Annotated in this window: 15 protein-coding genes; 5 read left to right on the top strand and 10 right to left on the bottom strand. The window is 70.7% G+C overall.

Annotated elements, in window-relative coordinates:
• Nucleotides 1-354: 354 nt before the first annotated feature.
• The 8 genes from AB0B64_RS52840 to AB0B64_RS52805 all read right to left on the bottom strand — a co-directional run bounded on the left by AB0B64_RS52840 (nucleotide 355) and on the right by AB0B64_RS52805 (nucleotide 8,882).
• The gene (locus AB0B64_RS52840) at nucleotides 355-1,563 is read right to left on the bottom strand and encodes a VWA domain-containing protein (protein ID WP_357939114.1); all 1,209 of its coding nucleotides are present in this window, start codon (nucleotides 1,561-1,563) and stop codon (nucleotides 355-357) included.
• A complete protein-coding gene (locus tag AB0B64_RS52835) occupies nucleotides 1,553-2,230 on the bottom strand; it encodes an SRPBCC family protein (RefSeq protein ID WP_358200343.1) in 678 nt (225 codons plus the stop codon). Before AB0B64_RS52835 ends, AB0B64_RS52840 begins: the two co-directional genes overlap by 11 nt.
• Complete coding sequence (locus tag AB0B64_RS52830) at nucleotides 2,227-3,135, bottom strand: MoxR family ATPase (protein ID WP_357939112.1); 909 nt, start codon at nucleotides 3,133-3,135, stop codon at nucleotides 2,227-2,229. The genes AB0B64_RS52835 and AB0B64_RS52830 overlap by 4 nt, the downstream gene beginning before the upstream one ends.
• Nucleotides 3,136-3,139: 4 nt before the next feature.
• Nucleotides 3,140-3,871, bottom strand: a complete 732-nt coding sequence (locus AB0B64_RS52825) for an XdhC family protein (protein WP_357939110.1) — start codon at nucleotides 3,869-3,871, stop codon at nucleotides 3,140-3,142.
• A 15-nt stretch (nucleotides 3,872-3,886) separates the two neighbouring features.
• Entirely contained in the window at nucleotides 3,887-6,277 is a 2,391-nt protein-coding gene (locus AB0B64_RS52820) for an aerobic carbon-monoxide dehydrogenase large subunit (RefSeq protein WP_358200320.1), read from the bottom strand.
• Complete coding sequence (locus AB0B64_RS52815) at nucleotides 6,274-6,774, bottom strand: (2Fe-2S)-binding protein (RefSeq protein WP_357939106.1); 501 nt, start codon at nucleotides 6,772-6,774, stop codon at nucleotides 6,274-6,276. Before AB0B64_RS52815 ends, AB0B64_RS52820 begins: the two co-directional genes overlap by 4 nt.
• Nucleotide 6,775: 1 nt before the next feature.
• Nucleotides 6,776-7,651: a xanthine dehydrogenase family protein subunit M gene (locus AB0B64_RS52810; protein ID WP_358200308.1), complete on the bottom strand. Its 876-nt coding sequence runs from the start codon at nucleotides 7,649-7,651 to the stop codon at nucleotides 6,776-6,778.
• Between the two features lie 79 nt (nucleotides 7,652-7,730).
• The gene (locus AB0B64_RS52805) at nucleotides 7,731-8,882 is read right to left on the bottom strand and encodes an alginate lyase family protein (RefSeq protein WP_357939102.1); all 1,152 of its coding nucleotides are present in this window, start codon (nucleotides 8,880-8,882) and stop codon (nucleotides 7,731-7,733) included.
• A gap of 85 nt (nucleotides 8,883-8,967) precedes the next feature.
• Between AB0B64_RS52805 and AB0B64_RS52800 the strand changes: the two genes are divergently transcribed.
• Nucleotides 8,968-9,723 (top strand): alpha/beta hydrolase, encoded by a 756-nt coding sequence (locus tag AB0B64_RS52800; protein ID WP_358200292.1) that lies wholly within the window; start codon nucleotides 8,968-8,970, stop codon nucleotides 9,721-9,723.
• 95 nt (nucleotides 9,724-9,818) lie between these two features.
• Here the strand turns inward: AB0B64_RS52800 and AB0B64_RS52795 are convergent, their stop codons facing one another.
• On the bottom strand, nucleotides 9,819-11,606 hold the full coding sequence (locus AB0B64_RS52795; RefSeq protein ID WP_358200284.1) for an MFS transporter: 1,788 nt from the start codon (nucleotides 11,604-11,606) through the stop codon (nucleotides 9,819-9,821).
• Between the two features lie 324 nt (nucleotides 11,607-11,930).
• Nucleotides 11,931-12,095 (bottom strand): hypothetical protein, encoded by a 165-nt coding sequence (locus tag AB0B64_RS52790; RefSeq protein WP_357939096.1) that lies wholly within the window; start codon nucleotides 12,093-12,095, stop codon nucleotides 11,931-11,933.
• A 157-nt stretch (nucleotides 12,096-12,252) separates the two neighbouring features.
• On the opposite strand from AB0B64_RS52790, the gene AB0B64_RS52785 reads away from it, so the two are divergent.
• From AB0B64_RS52785 to AB0B64_RS52770, 4 genes are all read left to right on the top strand, one after another.
• A complete protein-coding gene (locus AB0B64_RS52785; RefSeq protein WP_357939094.1) occupies nucleotides 12,253-14,766 on the top strand; it encodes an AAA family ATPase in 2,514 nt (837 codons plus the stop codon).
• Nucleotides 14,767-14,836: 70 nt separating this feature from the next.
• The gene (locus AB0B64_RS52780; RefSeq protein WP_357939092.1) at nucleotides 14,837-14,965 is read left to right on the top strand and encodes a hypothetical protein; all 129 of its coding nucleotides are present in this window, start codon (nucleotides 14,837-14,839) and stop codon (nucleotides 14,963-14,965) included.
• A gap of 247 nt (nucleotides 14,966-15,212) precedes the next feature.
• Nucleotides 15,213-15,371: a hypothetical protein gene (locus tag AB0B64_RS52775; RefSeq protein ID WP_357939089.1), complete on the top strand. Its 159-nt coding sequence runs from the start codon at nucleotides 15,213-15,215 to the stop codon at nucleotides 15,369-15,371.
• Between the two features lies 1 nt (nucleotide 15,372).
• Nucleotides 15,373-15,725, top strand: a 353-nt coding sequence (locus tag AB0B64_RS52770; RefSeq protein ID WP_358200256.1) for a thioredoxin domain-containing protein, incomplete at its 3' end; no start/stop codon positions are given.

Here is a 15,725-nt window from a genome sequence, read left to right as displayed (position 1 = left end):
GCCCCATCGACCCGACGGAGATGCAGTGTGGGCGTGTACGCAGCGAGGATGCCGTACACGTGGACATTGACCAGCATCTCATCGTCAAAACGATAGATGCTGTTGTAGAGCGGAGTGTCGTGAAGGCGGATATGTACGCTGAGGGGCATGCGCTCGGTGTAGTAGCTCAGTACTGCCGTTACGCGACCAGCGACTCCTCCGCCGATCTGATGTTCAGCATCGCGCGATACCAACTGCTTGCCCTGTGGATCACCGACGCGCGAGCGCCCACAAGGTCTGCCCCCGTGACCGGAGGGTGCAGGATCCGGCGCGCTGTCGCGTCTGCCGTGAATGTCGGCCCTGGTAGGCAACGTGTCAGGCGTGGGCAAGCTCCGTGAGTACGGTGCGGAGCGAGCCGAACGTGTCGGCGGGGAGCAGCAGGTCGCAGTACGGGAGGGCGGCCGCCATCCCGGCCACGCGCGGTTCGAAGCCGCGTGCGGCGGCCCGGGGGTTCATCCAGATCACCCGGTGCGCACGGCGTCGCAACCGGGCCATCGCGGCGGCCAGTTCCGCCGGTGGGTCGGCGTCCCAGCCGTCGGAGCCGACAAGCACGATGGCGCCCCGCACCTTCGCGCCGTGGTGCGAGGCCAGCAGCGCCCGTACGTTGGTCGCGATCCGCGTACCCCCGAACCTGTCGCTCACCCGCTCCGAGGCCAGCTCAATCGCGGCGGCCGTCGAGCGATGCGCGAGGACCGGCGTCAGCCGGGTCAGCGTCGTCGCGAACGCGAACACCTCCGCGTCCACCGCCACCGCGAGCACCCGCATCAGCTGCAGGTACGCCGACGCCTGGGCCTGCATCGATTGGCTGACGTCACAGAGCATGACCACGCGCCGGGGCCGGTCGACGGGTCGCTGCCTGGCCAGCCGGAGCGGCTCCCAGCCGGTACGGCGGGCGCGGGCCAGCGTGGCCCGGACCGCGATCGCACGACCCCTCGACGACACCGCCTGCCTGCGGCTGCGCCGTACCGGCCAGGCGGCCACGGTCGTCGCCAGCCACGCGCCGAGCAGCTCGCACTCCCGCTCGCCGAGTCGCTCGAACGGCACGTCCGCCAGGCCCTCGGCGGCACTCGGCAGCCGTTCCGGAACGGCCGGGCCGTCCGAGCTCTCGGCGGGCGCGACCACCGCCGGGAGCGTCATCCAGGGCAGCCCGCCAGGGTCGTCGCCACCGTGGGAAGCGGCCGGCAGCGGGGCGAACGCCTCGTCGGTAATGCCGTTCGCCGTGCTGAGGGGGCTGCGGCGGGCGTGCGGGTCGAGGGCGGGTCCTGTCGCGTGGAAGACGGCCGCGAACACCTCGTCGAAGGGCTCGATCTCCGACTGCCGCCGTACCAGGTTGACGCGCGCGGTCCAGTACAGCTCCGGCAGCGAGGCGGGAGGCGCGATCGCGAGGGCGCGGGTGAAGTCCTCGATGCCGGTGAAGCCCACGGGCACGCCGTGCCGCCTCAGCCGTACGGCCAGCGCCGCCGCGAAAGCCGCCCGGTCCACGCCCGCCAGCAGGGCTCCCGGCCGCCGCCCGCTATGAGACAACGGTCCAGATGACGACCACCGCCACGATGACCACGACCACCCCGACGACGAGCGGCACCAGGCGCTTGTAGATGGCCCCACCGGCGACGCCCAGCACGTCCAACGCCTCCGGTTCCGGCTCCAGTTCGCGAACAGGCGCCTCAGTGACGGGCGCCTGGGCCTCGGTGGTGGGCACCTCGTTCGTGTCGGGGGCGGACGTGTCGGGGGCCGCCGTGTCAGGGACCGGCTCCGTGAGCTTGGCTTCGAGGCAGGTGACGAACTGGCCGAGCAGCTTGTTGGAGACCTCCTTGATCATGCCGCTGCCGAGCTGCGCCACCTTCCCGGAGATCTTCAGATCCGTGTCCACCGACACGACCGTGCGTGGCCCGTCTGCACGTAGCTGCGCGGTGATGGCCGCCGAGGCGTTGCCCGCTCCACGCGAGTCCCGCCCCTTGGCGTCGATGACGGCCCGGTGCTCCCCGTCGTCCTTCTCCAGGAACCTGACCGTCCCGGCGTACTCGGAGACGACCGGCCCCACCTTCACCCGTACCTTGCCCGAATAGACGTCACCCTCCACGCCCGTGAGCCGGGCTCCGGGCATGCACGGGGCGATGCCCTCCAGGTCGGTGAGGACCTCCCAGGCTCGTTCGATGGGCACGCTGACCGTGAACTCGTTGTCGATCTTCATGTGCCTCTCCTGCTGAGCGCCTCGGTGATGGCGGCGCGGTCGTCCAGCGTCTTCGCGAGGGTGCTCAGTGTCCGTACGACGTCGTCCCTGACCAGCCGTGACGCGCCCAAGGAGGACAGGGCCGAGACCCAGTCGATCGTCTCGGCCATGCCCGGCGCCTTGTCGAGGTCGAGGCGGCGTACCTGGCCGACGAAGTCCGTGGCCGAGTGGATCAGCGCGTCGTTCGCGGCGGGGACCGTACGCCGGAGGATCTCCGCCACTCGCTCCGGCGCGGGGAAGTCGATCCAGTGGTACAGGCAGCGTCGGCGCAGCGCGTCGTGCAGGTCGCGGCTGCGGTTGGAGGTCAGGACGACGACCGGGCGGCGTTCGGCGGTGAAGGTGCCCAGCTCGGGGATCGTGATCGCCGCCTCCCCCAGGAACTCGAACAGCAGCGCCTCGAACTCGTCGTCCGCCCGGTCGATCTCGTCGATCAGGAGTACGGGCGGCTGCGGCCCGCGGTGCCTGATGGCCTGGAGGATCGGGCGCTCCTGGAGGAACGCCTCGGTGAACAGGTCGGCGTCGTTCAGCCGGTCGTGGCGGGACTCGGCCAGGCGGATGGCCAGCATCTGCCGCTGGTAGTTCCACTCGTAGAGGGCCTCGCCCGCGGTCAGTCCCTCGTAGCACTGGAGCCTGATCAGCGGCGTGGCCAGGGCGCGGGCCAGGGCCTTGGCGGCGGTGGTCTTGCCGACTCCGGGCTCGCCCTCCAACAGCAGGGGCCGGCCGAGGGTCAGGGCGAAGTACAGCGCCGCCGCCGTACCGTCGTCCACCAGGTAGTCGAGCTCGTCAAGGCGGCGGCGAATGTCATCCGCACCAGCGAACGCGAAAAGCCCAGGAGACGCCGCGGACGCGGAAGGCTGGGAGGCCACGTCCTTACCGCCCTCCCGTCCGCGCGAGATCCCCGGTACGGATGGCGGTCACGATCTCGGCGAGGATCGACAGCGCGATCTCCGGCGCTGTCCGGGCACCGATGCCGAGACCGGCCGGCGAGTGGACCCGGCGGCGCTCGTCCTCCGTCAGCCCCATCTCCGCCAGCACCGAAGCACCCCGCCGCCGACTCGCCACCAGGCCGACATAGCCGACACCGGCCTCCAGCGCGGCCCGGATCGCCTCCGGCTCGCCGCGCCCATGACTGCACACGACGGCCGCGGTGGCACCCGCCGGACCGGGCGAGGCGTCCGCAGCTCGTACGGTGAAGTCCAAGGGCCCGGCCAGGGCGGCGAGGGCCGTGGCGATCGGCGAGGAGCCGACGACCCAGAGCACCGGAGGCGGCAGCAGCGGCCGCAGGAAGATCTCCAGTGCGCCCCCGGACAGGCAATGGTTCACCACGACCTGCGCGCCCGGCGAGTCGGGAAAATCCGGCTCGCCCTCCGGCAGCACCCGCAGCAGCACCGTCCGCCCGTCCGACAGCGCCGAGAGCGCCGCCGTACGCACGGAGCTCTCGGCGCACTGCCCGCCGACGAACCCCTCGATGGACCCGTCGGACAGGATGATGGCGTCGTCGCCCGGACTGACCGCCGTAGGCAGCTGGGCCCGGACGACGACCGCGTGGACGAACGGGACGCGCTCGGCGACCAGCTCCTCCATGCGCTTGGTGTACGGCATGTACGGCTCCGAGGATCAGATCGGCGGCGTGGGCACGCCACGCATGGCGTCCCACACCCGCGAGGGGGTGAGCGGCATGTCGGCGTGCCGGATGCCGAACGGCTTGAGCGCGTCGACGACCGCGTTGACGATCGCCGGCGGGGAGCCGACGGTGGCCGATTCGCCGACGCCCTTCGCACCGATCGGGTGGTGCGGTGAGGGAGTCACCGTGAAGCCGGTCTCCCAGTCGGGCACCTCCAGCGAGGTGGGGATGAGGTAGTCCATGAGCGAGGCGCCGAGACAGTTGCCGTCCTCGTCGAACGCGATCATCTCCATCAGCGCCATGCCGACCCCGTCGGTGAGGCCGCCGTGGACCTGGCCCTCGATGATCATCGGGTTGATCCTGGTGCCGCAGTCGTCCACCGCGATGAAGCGCCGCACCTTGACCTGGGCGGTGCCGGGGTCGATGTCGACGACGCAGATGTAGGCGCCGTGCGGGTAGGTGAGGTTCTCGGGGTTGTAGCAGATCTGCGCCTCCAGGCCGCCCTCGATGCCTTCGGGCAGGTCTCCGGCGCCGTGCGCCCGCATCGCGATCTCCTGGATCGTGACGGACTTGGCCGGGTCGCCCTTGACGCGGAACGCGCCCTTGTCCCAGTCGAGGTCCGCGACCGACACCTCCAGCATGCCGGAGGCGATGATGCGGGCCTTGTCGCGTACCTTGCGGGCCACCAGGGCCGCCGCCGCGCCGGACACGGGGGTCGAGCGGCTGCCGTACGTGCCGAGGCCGAACGGCGTCTGGTCCGTGTCACCGTGCACCACGTCGATGTCGGCGGGCGGGATGCCGATCTCCTCGGCCACGATCTGCGCGAACGTGGTCTCGTGGCCCTGCCCTTGGCTCTGCACCGACAGCCGGACGACCGCCTTGCCCGTCGGGTGGACGCGCAGCTCGCAGCCGTCGGCCATGCCGAGGCCGAGGATGTCCATGTTCTTGCGCGGGCCCGCGCCGACGGCCTCGGTGAAGAAGGAGACGCCGATGCCCATCAGCTCGCCGCGGGCGCGCCGCTCGATCTGCTCCTTGCGCAGCTCCTCATATCCGGCGATCTCCATGGCCTTGCGCATGGTGGGCTCGTAGTCGCCCGAGTCGTACACCCAGCCGGTCTTGGTCGTGTAGGGGAACTGGTCGGGCTGGATGAAGTTCTTCATCCGCAGCTCGATCGGGTCCATCCCCAGCTCGTACGCCAGGCAGTCGACGATCCGCTCGACCAGGTAGACCGCCTCGGTGATGCGGAAGGAGCAGGCGTACGCGACCCCGCCGGGCGCCTTGTTGGTGAAGACGGCGGTCATCTTGCAATAAGCGGCCCGCAGGTCATAGCTGCCGGTGAACACGCCGAAGAAGCCCGCCGGATACTTCGTCGGCGCGGCGACGCCGTTGAACGCGCCGTGGTCGGCCAGCACGTTCGTACGGATGGCCAGGATCCTGCCGTCCCGGGTGGCCGCGATCTCGCCGCGCATGATGTAGTCGCGGGCGAAGCCGGTGCTGATGAGGTTCTCGGCGCGGTCCTCCACCCACTTCACCGGCTTGCCGGTCACGATCGAGGCGACGATCGCGCAGACGTAGCCGGGATAGATCGGGACCTTGCCCCCGAAGCCGCCGCCGAGGTCGGGCGAGATGACCCGGATCTTGTGCTCGGGCAGCCCGGCGACCAGCGCGTACAACGTGCGGTGCGCATGCGGCGCCTGGGTCGTCGACCACAGGGTCAGCCTGCTCTCGACCCGGTCGAAGTCGGCCACGCAGCCGCAGGTCTCCATCGGCGCGGGGTGTACGCGCGGGTAGACGATGTCCTGGCTCACCACGACGTCGGCCGTGTCGAACACCGCGGCCGTCTCCGCCGCGTCGCCCGTCTCCCAGTCGAAGCAGTGGTTGTCCGTCTTGCCGTCGAGGTCGTCACGGATGACCGGCGCGGCGGGGTCGAGGGCCTTGCGGGCGTCCATCACCGGGTCGAGCACGTCGTACTCGACGTCGATCAGCTCCAGTGCGTCGCGGGCGGAGTAGCGGTCCTCGGCCACCACGAACGCGACCTCCTGGCCCTGGAAGCGGACCTTGTCCGTGGCCAGGACGGCCTGTACGTCGTTGGAGAGCGTGGGCATCCAGGCCAGGCCCTGGGCGGCCAGGTCGGCGCCGGTGACGACGGCCTTGACCTTCGGGTGCGCCTGCGCCGCGCTGACGTCGATGCTCACGATCCGCGCGTGCGCGACGGGCGAGCGCAGGATCGCCAGGTGCAGCATCGCGGGCAGCTGTACGTCGTCGACGTAGCGGCCCCGGCCGCGGATGAAGCGCGGGTCCTCCTTGCGGAGCATCCGGCCGTGGCCGAGCGGCTTCTGGTCGTTGTCGGTGAATCCGGCGGGCCGGTGTTCGGTGCTGGTCACGATGTCGCCCCCGACTCCTGGGCTTCGCGGACTTCCTGAGCTTCCCGGGCGGCGGCCCAGCGCACCGAGCGGACGATGGTGGCGTAGCCAGTGCAGCGGCAGATCTGCCCGGAGATCGCCTCGCGGATCTCGCCCTCGGAGGGGTCGGGGTTGCGGTCGAGCAGCGCCCTGGCCGTCATCATCATCCCCGGCGTGCAGAACCCGCACTGCAGCCCGTGGCACTCCATGAAGCCCTGCTGGACGGGGTCGAGCGTGCCGTCCTGTTCGAGGTCCTCGACCGTACGCACCTCGTGGCCGCCGGCCATCGCCGCGAGCACGGTGCACGACTTGACCGGCTCGCCGTCGAGCCAGACCACGCAGGTGCCGCAGTTGCTGGTGTCGCAGCCCCAGTGGGTGCCGGTCAGCCCGAGGTGGTCACGCAGGAAGTGGACCAGGAGCAGGCGCCCCTCGATCTCCCTGGTGACCTCCTCGCCGTTCACGATCATCGATACGCGCACGTCACACCCCTTCTCTGAGCCGGGCGACGGAGCGGCGCAGGGCCCTCCTGGTGAGCTCCTTGGCGAGGTGGCGCTTGTAGAGGGCGCTGCCGCGCATGTCCGTGGCCGGGTCGCAGTGCTGTGCGGCCAGCTCCCCGGCCCGCTCGTACAGCTCCTCGGACGGCTCCCTGCCGCGCAGGGCGTCGGAGACGGCGGGCATGCCGGTCGTGTTCGGGCCGACCGCGGCGAGCCCGACGCGGGCGTCGGAGATCACCTCGCCGTCCAGCCACACGGCCGCGCCCGCCGACACGATCGCCCAGTCACCCGCGCGCCGCTCGACCTTCTCGTAGGCGCTGGACCCGTTGGGCCGGATCGGGACCCGGATCTCCACCAGCATCTCGGCGTCCTCGACCGCGGTCTCATAGGGACCCCGGTAGAACTCCTCCATGGTCACGACCCGTTCGCCCGCGCCGCCCCGGATCACACAGCTGGCGCCCAGCGTGGTGCACACCGCCGACAGGTCCTCCGACGGGTCGGCCTGGCAGAGCGAGCCGCCCAGTGTGCCCCGGTTGCGGACGACCGGGTCGGCGATGACCCGCTCGGCGTCACCGAAGATCGGGAAGGTCGCGGCCAGCTCGGCCGACTCCAGCAGCTCGCGGTGCCTGGTCATCGCGCCGATGCGGACCTGGCCGGGCTCGGTCCTGATGTAACCGAGCTCGGCGTGCAGGTCGTTGATGTCGATCAGATATTCGGGAGTGGCGAGCCGTAACTTCATCATCGGGAGCAGGCTGTGCCCGCCCGCGATGAGCCGCGCCGAACCACCGAGCCGCTCCAGCAGCCCGATGGCGTGATCGACGCTGGTGGCCCGCTCGTACTCCAACGGCGCTGGAACCTGCATCCGGACACCCCCTCGCTCGTCGTGGGCCCTCAGCCGACTCCTGCTCAGCGACGTTGTCAACGCTCACCTAAGGAAAGGCTTAACTGCCCGCGTGGGTGAGGGTCTCCCAGGCGACGAAGAGCTGGTTGGTGCCTGCGGGACGCTGCTGCTCGGTGAGCTGCTGGGTGTTCGTCATCGGGATGCCCTGGCGGTTGTGGAGCTGGTTGAAGCCGACCTCGGTGATCGGGCCGAGGCCCAGGTTCAGGCTGCCGCCGCACAACCAGGAGGGCACGGCCGCGCCGAGCTGGTACTTCGACTGGAAGCCGAGCGCCTGCCTGAGCCGCTCGCCGACCTCCGGGTAGAGGTCCTGGCCCTGGATCTTGGTCGTTTCGGCGACGTGGGAGATGGCCGAGATCCCGTAGCCGGTGTGGGTGAAGTCGCGGCAGGTCTCCTGAGTGAGGCCGGTGACGAAGGTCGTCTGCCCCTGCCAGTACTTGACGAGCTCGTCGCGGGTGTCGAGGCCGCTGCCGGGCGCGCCCTTGGGCAGCTCGCCGTCCGTGCTGAGGTAGATGTAGGCCGGCACCCGGCCGCGGTACTTGGTGATCGCCTTGTCGTAGCTCGTCCGGTCCTCCAGGAAGACGGAGATGCCGACGGCCGCCTCCATCATGCTCAGCTCCCAGTTGCCGTTGCTGTTGGAGCCGTTGATGACCTTCGGCAGATAGACGGTGCGCAGCATGGTGGCGAAGCGGTCGACGTTCGGCCAGCTGGTGTAGGTGTAGCGGATGATCTCGGCCGCCCGTGGCCAGACCGAGCCGGCCCAGCCGGTCTGCAGGGGCGCGTTGCTGTTGGTGTGGTCCTTGATCACCGCGGACCAGGCGTCCATGATCTCGATGGCCTTCTTGGCGTACTTGGCGTCCCTGGTGACGTACCAGGCGAGAGACATCGTGTACGCGGCGAGCGCGTCCTGGCGCTCGTCGGTGCAGCCGTTGTTGGGGTTGGAGTAGGGGCCGCACTCGACGACGGCGCGGGGCTTGGCCGCACGGGTGAGTGAGGCCAGCGAGTGGCCCATCATCTGGTCGTAGGCCGACTTCCACGGCTGCGCGCCCGCGTTGACCTTGGTACGCATGAAGTCGAGCTGCCCCCGGCCGAGCAGCACTCCGGGGTGGGTGAAGGTCGCGGGGGCGGCGGCCGCGGGCAGCGGCAGGGCCAGAGCGGCGACCAGGGCGGCGGTGGCGATGATACGGGGGGTCATGACAGCTCATCCAACGAGCGTTACGGGGCCCGGTCAACCCGCTTAGGAAAGTTTCCTAACTTTTCCGGGGAGTAGAGTGCCCCGCATGATCGACGTTCCCCTCTGGCCGGAGACTCCCCCCGGCCCGGCCACCGGCGAGTCCCCGAGCTTGACCCTGTACGCGGCGGACGGCCCGGCCACGGGCGCGGTGGTGGTGTGCCCCGGTGGCGGTTACTCCCGGCTGGCCGGGCACGAGGGCGCGGACGTGGCCCGCTGGCTGGTCATGCTCGGCATCGACGCCTACGTGCTGGCCTACCGGGTGGCCGGCGACGAGCCGGGGCGCGAGCCACTGCATCCGGCTCCGCTGTACGACCTGCGCCAGGCGGTGCGCGTCGTCCGCGAGCGCGGCGCCGGGCGGGTCGCCGTCATGGGGTTCTCGGCGGGCGGCCACCTTGCCGCCACCCTGGCCACCGACAAGGACGGGGACCGCCCGGATGCCCTGATACTCGGCTATCCGGTCATCGACCTCGCCGGGTGGGCCGCGCACTCGGGGTCGCGCCGACAGTTGCTCGGCCCCGACAGCACCGAGGAGCAGGCGACGGCCCTGTCCGCGCACCTCAACGTGACCGCCGAGACGCCACCGGCGTTCCTCTGGCACACTGCGGCGGACCAAGGGGTGCCGGCCGCCAACAGCCTGCTGTTCGCCGACGCGCTCGGCCGCGCGGGCACACCGTACGAGCTGCATGTCTTTCCCGAGGGCAAGCACGGGCTCGGGCTCGCCCAGGGCGACCTGGCCGTGTCCGCCTGGCCGGGCCTCTGCGCCACCTGGCTCGCCGCCCAGGGCTTCGGCCCGCGCCCTTAAGAGCGGCCCGCACTTCTGAGACGAGCGGCGCGGCCAGGTCGTCCCTGGCCACGCAGCAGTCGGTCATAGCGGTTCGGGTGACCAACTCCCTGGGGTCAGTGCCGGGATGAGTCGTACCGGCCGTGCGAAAGGGAACGGCCGCGTCCCTCCCGGACGGTCTGCCGCAGCGCGGCGCGGAAGCGCCCCGGCCCCCAGGCACGGCCGTGGACCATCCGGGCGAGCGTGTCGCGGTCGGCGGGACCGTGCTCGTCCAGCGCATGGGTCACGGCGGCGACCTCCCGGTCGAGCTGCTCGTCGGCGCTGGCGGTGACGCGGCCGCTCGCCGCGCCGGTGCCGACCATCCCGGGTGAGGGGAATGTGCTCCCCGGCCCCGGCAGGAACCGCCGCGCTCCCGTGGTGTCCTGCTCGTGGCGGTGGTGGATGCGCTCACGGCGCTCGTCCGCGTAGGGTCCGGCCTCCTCGGCCGTCAGTGGGCGGGCGATGTCCTCCAGCGACTGCTGTTCCGCCCGGACGCCGAACATCAGCTCGGCGACACCGCCGAGCGCCATGGCCGCCGCGCCGATGAAGAACCCGGCGGCCACCAGCGTCAGGTTGCCGCTGTGGATGAACTGCCCGAACAGCGCCGGCCCCGTGATGCCACCGATCGCCGTCCCGACCGCGAAGAACAGGGCGATGGCCAGCGCCCGCGTCTCCATCGGGAAGATCTCGCTGACGGTGAGGTAGGCCGAGCCGGCCCCAGCGGAGGCGACGAAGAAGGTCAGCGCGATGAGCACCATGAACGAGGTCGTGGTCAGTGCCCGATTCAGCATCAGAACAGCGATTACCGCGGTCAGGGCGGCCGACACCAGGTACGTGCCGGCGATCATGGGAATCCGCCCAACGGTGTCGAACCAGCGTCCCAGCAGGAGCGGCCCCAGGAAGTTGCCGAGCGCGAAAACGACCATGAAGTACGGGATGGACCCGGACGCCACCCCGAAGAAGCCGTGCAGCAGCGTCCCCAGGTCGAACGTCACCGCGTTGTACAGGAACGCCTGCCCGATGAAGAGAGCGAGACCCAGGAGCACCCGGCGCGGATAGCGTTCCATGGCCACCCTGGCGATCTCCCGGAACGGGATGGCGGCGCGCTGCCTGACCGTGATCTCGCCCCTGGGCGGGGGCAGGTCGCCGCCGATCTCGGCCTCGATCTGGTCCACGATACGTTCGGCCTCCTCCTCGCGACCGTGGATGAACAGCCAGCGGGGACTCTCCGGAAGGCTTCGGCGGGTGAACATGATGGCGAACCCGAGCACGCCGCCGATGACGAACGCCAGCCGCCAGCCGATGTCCATCGGAAAGAGGGCGGTGCTGAGGAAGGCCAGCGCGGCGACGCTGCCGATGGCTGCCCCGACCCAGTAGCTGCCGTTGATGGCCAGGTCCACCCGGCCCCGGTTGCGCGCCGGGATGAGCTCGTCGATGGCCGAGTTGATCGCCGCGTACTCGCCTCCGATGCCCATCCCGGTCAGGAAGCGCATGAGGAACAGGTACCAGGGCTCGAACGCGAAGGTGGTGGCCACGGTGGCGACCATGTAGAGGCCCAGCGTGAACATGAACATCTTCTTGCGGCCGAGCCGGTCCGTGAGCTGCCCGAACAGCAGCGCTCCTACGCACGCGCCGGCGACGTAGATGGCCGCCGCGGTGCCGATGTCGGCGCTGTTGACGGCGATGCCGCTGCCGCGCTCCGTCATGCGGGAGGCGACCGCGCCGACGATCGTCACCTCCAGCCCGTCGAGGATCCACACCGTTCCCAGACCCAGCACCACTCTCCAGTGGAACCGGGACCAGGGCAGCCGATCCAGCCGGGCCGGGATGTTGGTCCGGATCATGCCAAGGTCTTCTGCGGTCATGGTCAAAGCTCCTTCACGGAACGTCCTTCAGCGGTGCTCCGGAGGGATGCCGGCAGTACAGTCGTTTTAATGCTGCTTTGTCGGGTTTTCGGGCATCGTTTCCGCTTCGAGAACGAGGGGGAGACGATGCGCTGGCATTGTCAGCGCGGCTGCGGGGCAGCGGGCGCAAAGTGCTACGCGAGCGTCCGGGACAGCCGCCGCTACGCCCGCGCCTTCGACAAGGAGGACCGCGACGATCTTGGCAGGCGAGCTCCCCTGGTAGGGCTCCTGCCGCTGCGGCTCGTCCGCGCCCTCCGTGAAAGGAGTCGGAGGAGCTGAATGCCGCTATGGGAGCAAGGAGGCGAGGTTCTTCGGCATGCCCGCCTTCACGTCCTCCCACTCCCCTTCGGTGATGTGACTCTTGAGCACTTCAAGGACGCCCCGCAACAGCAGCGGAAGTTGGGTCCTGTCCACTGTCCGGTTGAACGGCGCGTAGCCGGTTTCCACCATGTCCCCACCTCCTTTCCCGGGGTCCCAACTCCTTTCCTGGGCATCACCTCGAGACTCGTCCCGGCTGCTCCCCGGCCACATCCCCGAAACGTGCAGTGGCGTGAAAGATCTTTAAGAGCATGAGCTTCACCGTTCCTCGTCTGGGAGGCGGTCTTACATGCGGGGACGCGAACAGGAATGGCATGACGTGGACGGCCTGCTCGACGCCGTTCAGGCGGGCAAGGGCGCGACCCTGCTGGTGGACGGGGAGCCGGGGATCGGCAAGACCCGGCTGCTCGACGAGGCGGCCGCCACCGCCGGCGAGCGCGGCATCGCCGTGCTCCGGGGCGAGCTGGAGGAGCTGGGCGAGCTGGTGCCGTGCGGCAGCCTGTTCGAGGCCCTGGACCTACGGCTCGACCCAGACTCGCGGACGCTGGAGGCGTTGCGAACACGCTTCGAGGAATGGCCCACGGCTCCGGTCCTGGCCGTGCTCGACGACCTGCAGTGGGCCGATCCGGCGACGCTGGTCGCCCTGCGCACCCTCCACGGCCTGCTCGAATTCCGGCCGATCGGCTGGCTGCTGAGCCGATCGACCGGTGTGGGACAGGACCAGTCCGCCTCCCTGTTCGACCTGCTGGAGCGCCACGGGGCCGGCCGGGTGCGGCTCTCGCCGCTGTCCCCGGCCGCGGCCGTCGCCCTGGCCACCGACACGCTCGGGGCCGCGCCGGGACCGGCGACGCTGGCTCTGGTGGACGTCGTGGGCGGCAACCCGCTGCTGATCACCGAGCTGCTCGCCGGCCTTCGCGACGAAGGCCAGGTCCTCGACGGCGACGCCGCCCTGCGCATCCCCGACCGGTTCACCAGGGTGGTGCGGCACTGGATCGGCGGCCTGAGCGCGGTCGCCAGGAACCTGGTGGAGACGGCCGCCGTGCTCGGCCGGTCGTTCGCCCCCGAGCAGGCCGCGTCGCTGCTCGGCACGACAACGGCCGCGCTGCTGCCCGCGGTGGAGGAGTCCATGGCGGCGGGCATCCTGTCCGCCACCGCGCATGACCTCGCCTTCCGCCACGAGCTGGTCAGGCTTGTCATCGCCGAGCGGGTCCCGCCGCCCGTCCGGCAGGCGCTGCTGGGCCGGCTCGACCTCGTCGCGACCATCGACACCGCGATGGCGGAGGGGCGGCTGCGGGCGGCCGAGCAGCTGGTCCGCGGCGGCCTCGCCGAGCACTCCTCCGCGCACGCTTCGACGCACAGTGTGGCCGAGCTGCACTGCGTGCTCGCGGACGTCATGTACCTGACCGGCAGCCTCGAGGAGGCCATGCGGGAGGCCGAGACGGTGCTGGCGCTGCCCGACCTTCCCGGCCACGTGCGCGACCGGGCGCTGCTCGTGCGCCTCTACGCCATGACGCGCCTGCCCAGCGACGAGGCGTCCGTCCGCACGTACGCGCACGAGGTCATCGAGGCGGGTGCCCGTCACAGCGCGGCGGCCACCGCGGCGGCCCTGATCGCGCTGGCGCAGGCGGAGCGGGACGAGGGCCGCCTGTCCAAGGCGCTGGCGCTGGCCGCCGACGCCAGGCGGCTGTCCGGCGACGCCAGGCTCCTGTCCGGCGCGAACGGGTCGGCCGTGCATCCGTACGAATCCCGGCTGATCTCCGCCGCGATACTCACCGACGTCCACCGGCTGGACGAGGCGCGGCTGCTCGTCCAGGACGCGCGCGAGGACATGTTCGACTCCGGCCACCAGGCATGGGAGGCCGACCTGTCCGCCCTCGCGGCCCGGTCCGAGCTGCTCGAAGGGCGGCTGGACAGCGCCGCCGACGAAGCCCAGCGGGCGCTGAGCCTCGCCGCGGACCGGGCCACGCCCCTGTCCGCCGCAGCGGCCACCAACGTCCTGGCCACCGTCGCGCTGCGGCGCGGCAACGTACGGGCGGCCGTCCGGCACGTCGCCGACCTGCCCGGCGACTCACTCGAACACGCCCTCATCGTGGCCCAGGTCACCGAGGCGTGCGACGGACCGCTGAAGGCGATGACCTTACTGGCCGACCTGCTCGAACGGCAACGTTCGATGCTCGCCGGCAACCCCACCGCGAGCGCCTGGCTGGTCCGCCTCGCCCTCGCCGTGGACGCCCGCGCGGTGGCCAACGCCGCCGTCGCCACCGCGGAGGAACTGGCGGCCGCCAACCCGGGTTTCCTGGCCCTGACCGCGTCCGCCGCGCACGCGCGCGGCCTGCTCGACGGCGATCGCGAGGCCCTGTCCCGGGCCGCCGAGCGCGCCGACGACGTGTGGGGGCGCGCCTCCGCCACGGAGGACCTCGGCGTGCTGCAGGCCGCCGGCGGGCTGCACGACGACGCGGCGGTAAGCCTCGACCGCGCGCTCGCGATCTACTACGAGATCGGATCCGTCAGGGATTCGGCCCGCGTACGCAAGCGGCTGCGCGCCATGGGTGTGCGCCACCGGCACTGGAGCTACGCCGACCGGCCGGCCTCCGGCTGGGACAGCCTCACCGAGACGGAATGGCACGTCTCGCTCCTGGTGGCCGACGGGTGGTCCAACCGGCAGGTGGCGGAGCAGATGTTCATCAGCGCGCACACGGTCGCCTTCCACCTGCGGCACATCTACTCCAAGCTGCAGATCAAGTCCCGCGTCGAGCTGACCCGCCTCGTGATCGTCCGGGGGCGGGACGACACCGTCGACTAAGGGATTTGCCCCAGAACTACACGCATGGGGGATGTGACCCCGGAGCGCCAGGGAAAGCCTGGTAAAGCGTGTGAGCCACCTGGAAATCGGGCTGCTCGTCGGCCTCTTCGTCTTCGCGCTCACCGCCATCGCCATGATTCTCTGTGGCCTGCTCTGGGGAGCGGTCGCGGAAGAACTGCTCGCGAGTATCAATCGCTAGGGGGAGCCGCAATGCGCGCTCAACGGCGTGCTCCAGCAGGCCGACGACGACGTGATCGACGCGGACTTCACCGAGGTCAAATGAACGCCTACGAACAGCACCTAGAGGAGGCCCCGGAGGCGGCCGCGAAAATCGCGGAGCTGGAGGACCGCCGGCTCCGCGCGGTCGCCGAGCTGTCCCGCCTCGGTTACACCCGCCGCGACGAGACCAGGCGCTCAAGCTCATCGCCGACCAGGGCTACGACCCCGTGTACGGGGCCCGGCCGCTGCGCCGGTTCATCGCTCGCGAGGTCGAGACCAGGATCGGCCGCGCGCTGCTCAGCGGCGACGTCCCCGACGGCTCGACCGTCACGGTGGACGTCGACCACGGCGAGCTGAGCGTCACCTTCGCCGGACCAGGGAGCTGACATGATCTCGACCACCGTCGCCTGCTCGAACTGCGGCAAACGGAACAGGGTCCCGGCCGCGGCCGACGGCGTGCCCCAGTGCGGGAACTGCCACCGGCCGCTGCCGTGGATCGCCGAGGCGGGCGACGACACGTTCGCCGAGGTCGCCGAGCGTGCCGGCCCGCCGGTCATCGTCGACTTCTGGGCGGACTGGTGCGGGCCGTGCCGGATGGTCACGCCCGCACTCGAACAGATCTCCCAGGACCTGGCCGGCCGCGTAAAACTCGTCAAAGTCGACGTGGACCGGTCGCCCCGCCTGTCCGAGCGCTTCACGATCAAGCACATTCCGATGCTCATGATGATGGTCCGCGGCGA

The organism is Nonomuraea sp. NPDC049129 (assembly GCF_040648495.1).
Lineage (GTDB): Bacteria > Actinomycetota > Actinomycetes > Streptosporangiales > Streptosporangiaceae > Nonomuraea.
Note: the sequence above shows the minus strand (reverse complement) of the source record. Positions and strands in the feature narration are given on the sequence as shown.

What these genes read in the sequence shown, in the direction of transcription:
- AB0B64_RS52800 (WP_358200292.1), top strand. Translation starts at nt 8,968, where the DNA reads ATGATCGACGTTCCCCTCTGGCCGGAGACTCCCCCCGGCCCGGCCACC.
- AB0B64_RS52790 (WP_357939096.1), bottom strand. Translation starts at nt 12,095, where the DNA reads ATGGTGGAAACCGGCTACGCGCCGTTCAACCGGACAGTGGACAGGACC.
- AB0B64_RS52810 (WP_358200308.1), bottom strand. Translation starts at nt 7,651, where the DNA reads ATGCAGGTTCCAGCGCCGTTGGAGTACGAGCGGGCCACCAGCGTCGAT.
- AB0B64_RS52825 (WP_357939110.1), bottom strand. Translation starts at nt 3,871, where the DNA reads ATGCCGTACACCAAGCGCATGGAGGAGCTGGTCGCCGAGCGCGTCCCG.
- AB0B64_RS52805 (WP_357939102.1), bottom strand. Translation starts at nt 8,882, where the DNA reads ATGACCCCCCGTATCATCGCCACCGCCGCCCTGGTCGCCGCTCTGGCC.
- AB0B64_RS52835 (WP_358200343.1), bottom strand. Translation starts at nt 2,230, where the DNA reads ATGAAGATCGACAACGAGTTCACGGTCAGCGTGCCCATCGAACGAGCC.
- AB0B64_RS52795 (WP_358200284.1), bottom strand. Translation starts at nt 11,606, where the DNA reads ATGACCGCAGAAGACCTTGGCATGATCCGGACCAACATCCCGGCCCGG.
- AB0B64_RS52785 (WP_357939094.1), top strand. Translation starts at nt 12,253, where the DNA reads ATGCGGGGACGCGAACAGGAATGGCATGACGTGGACGGCCTGCTCGAC.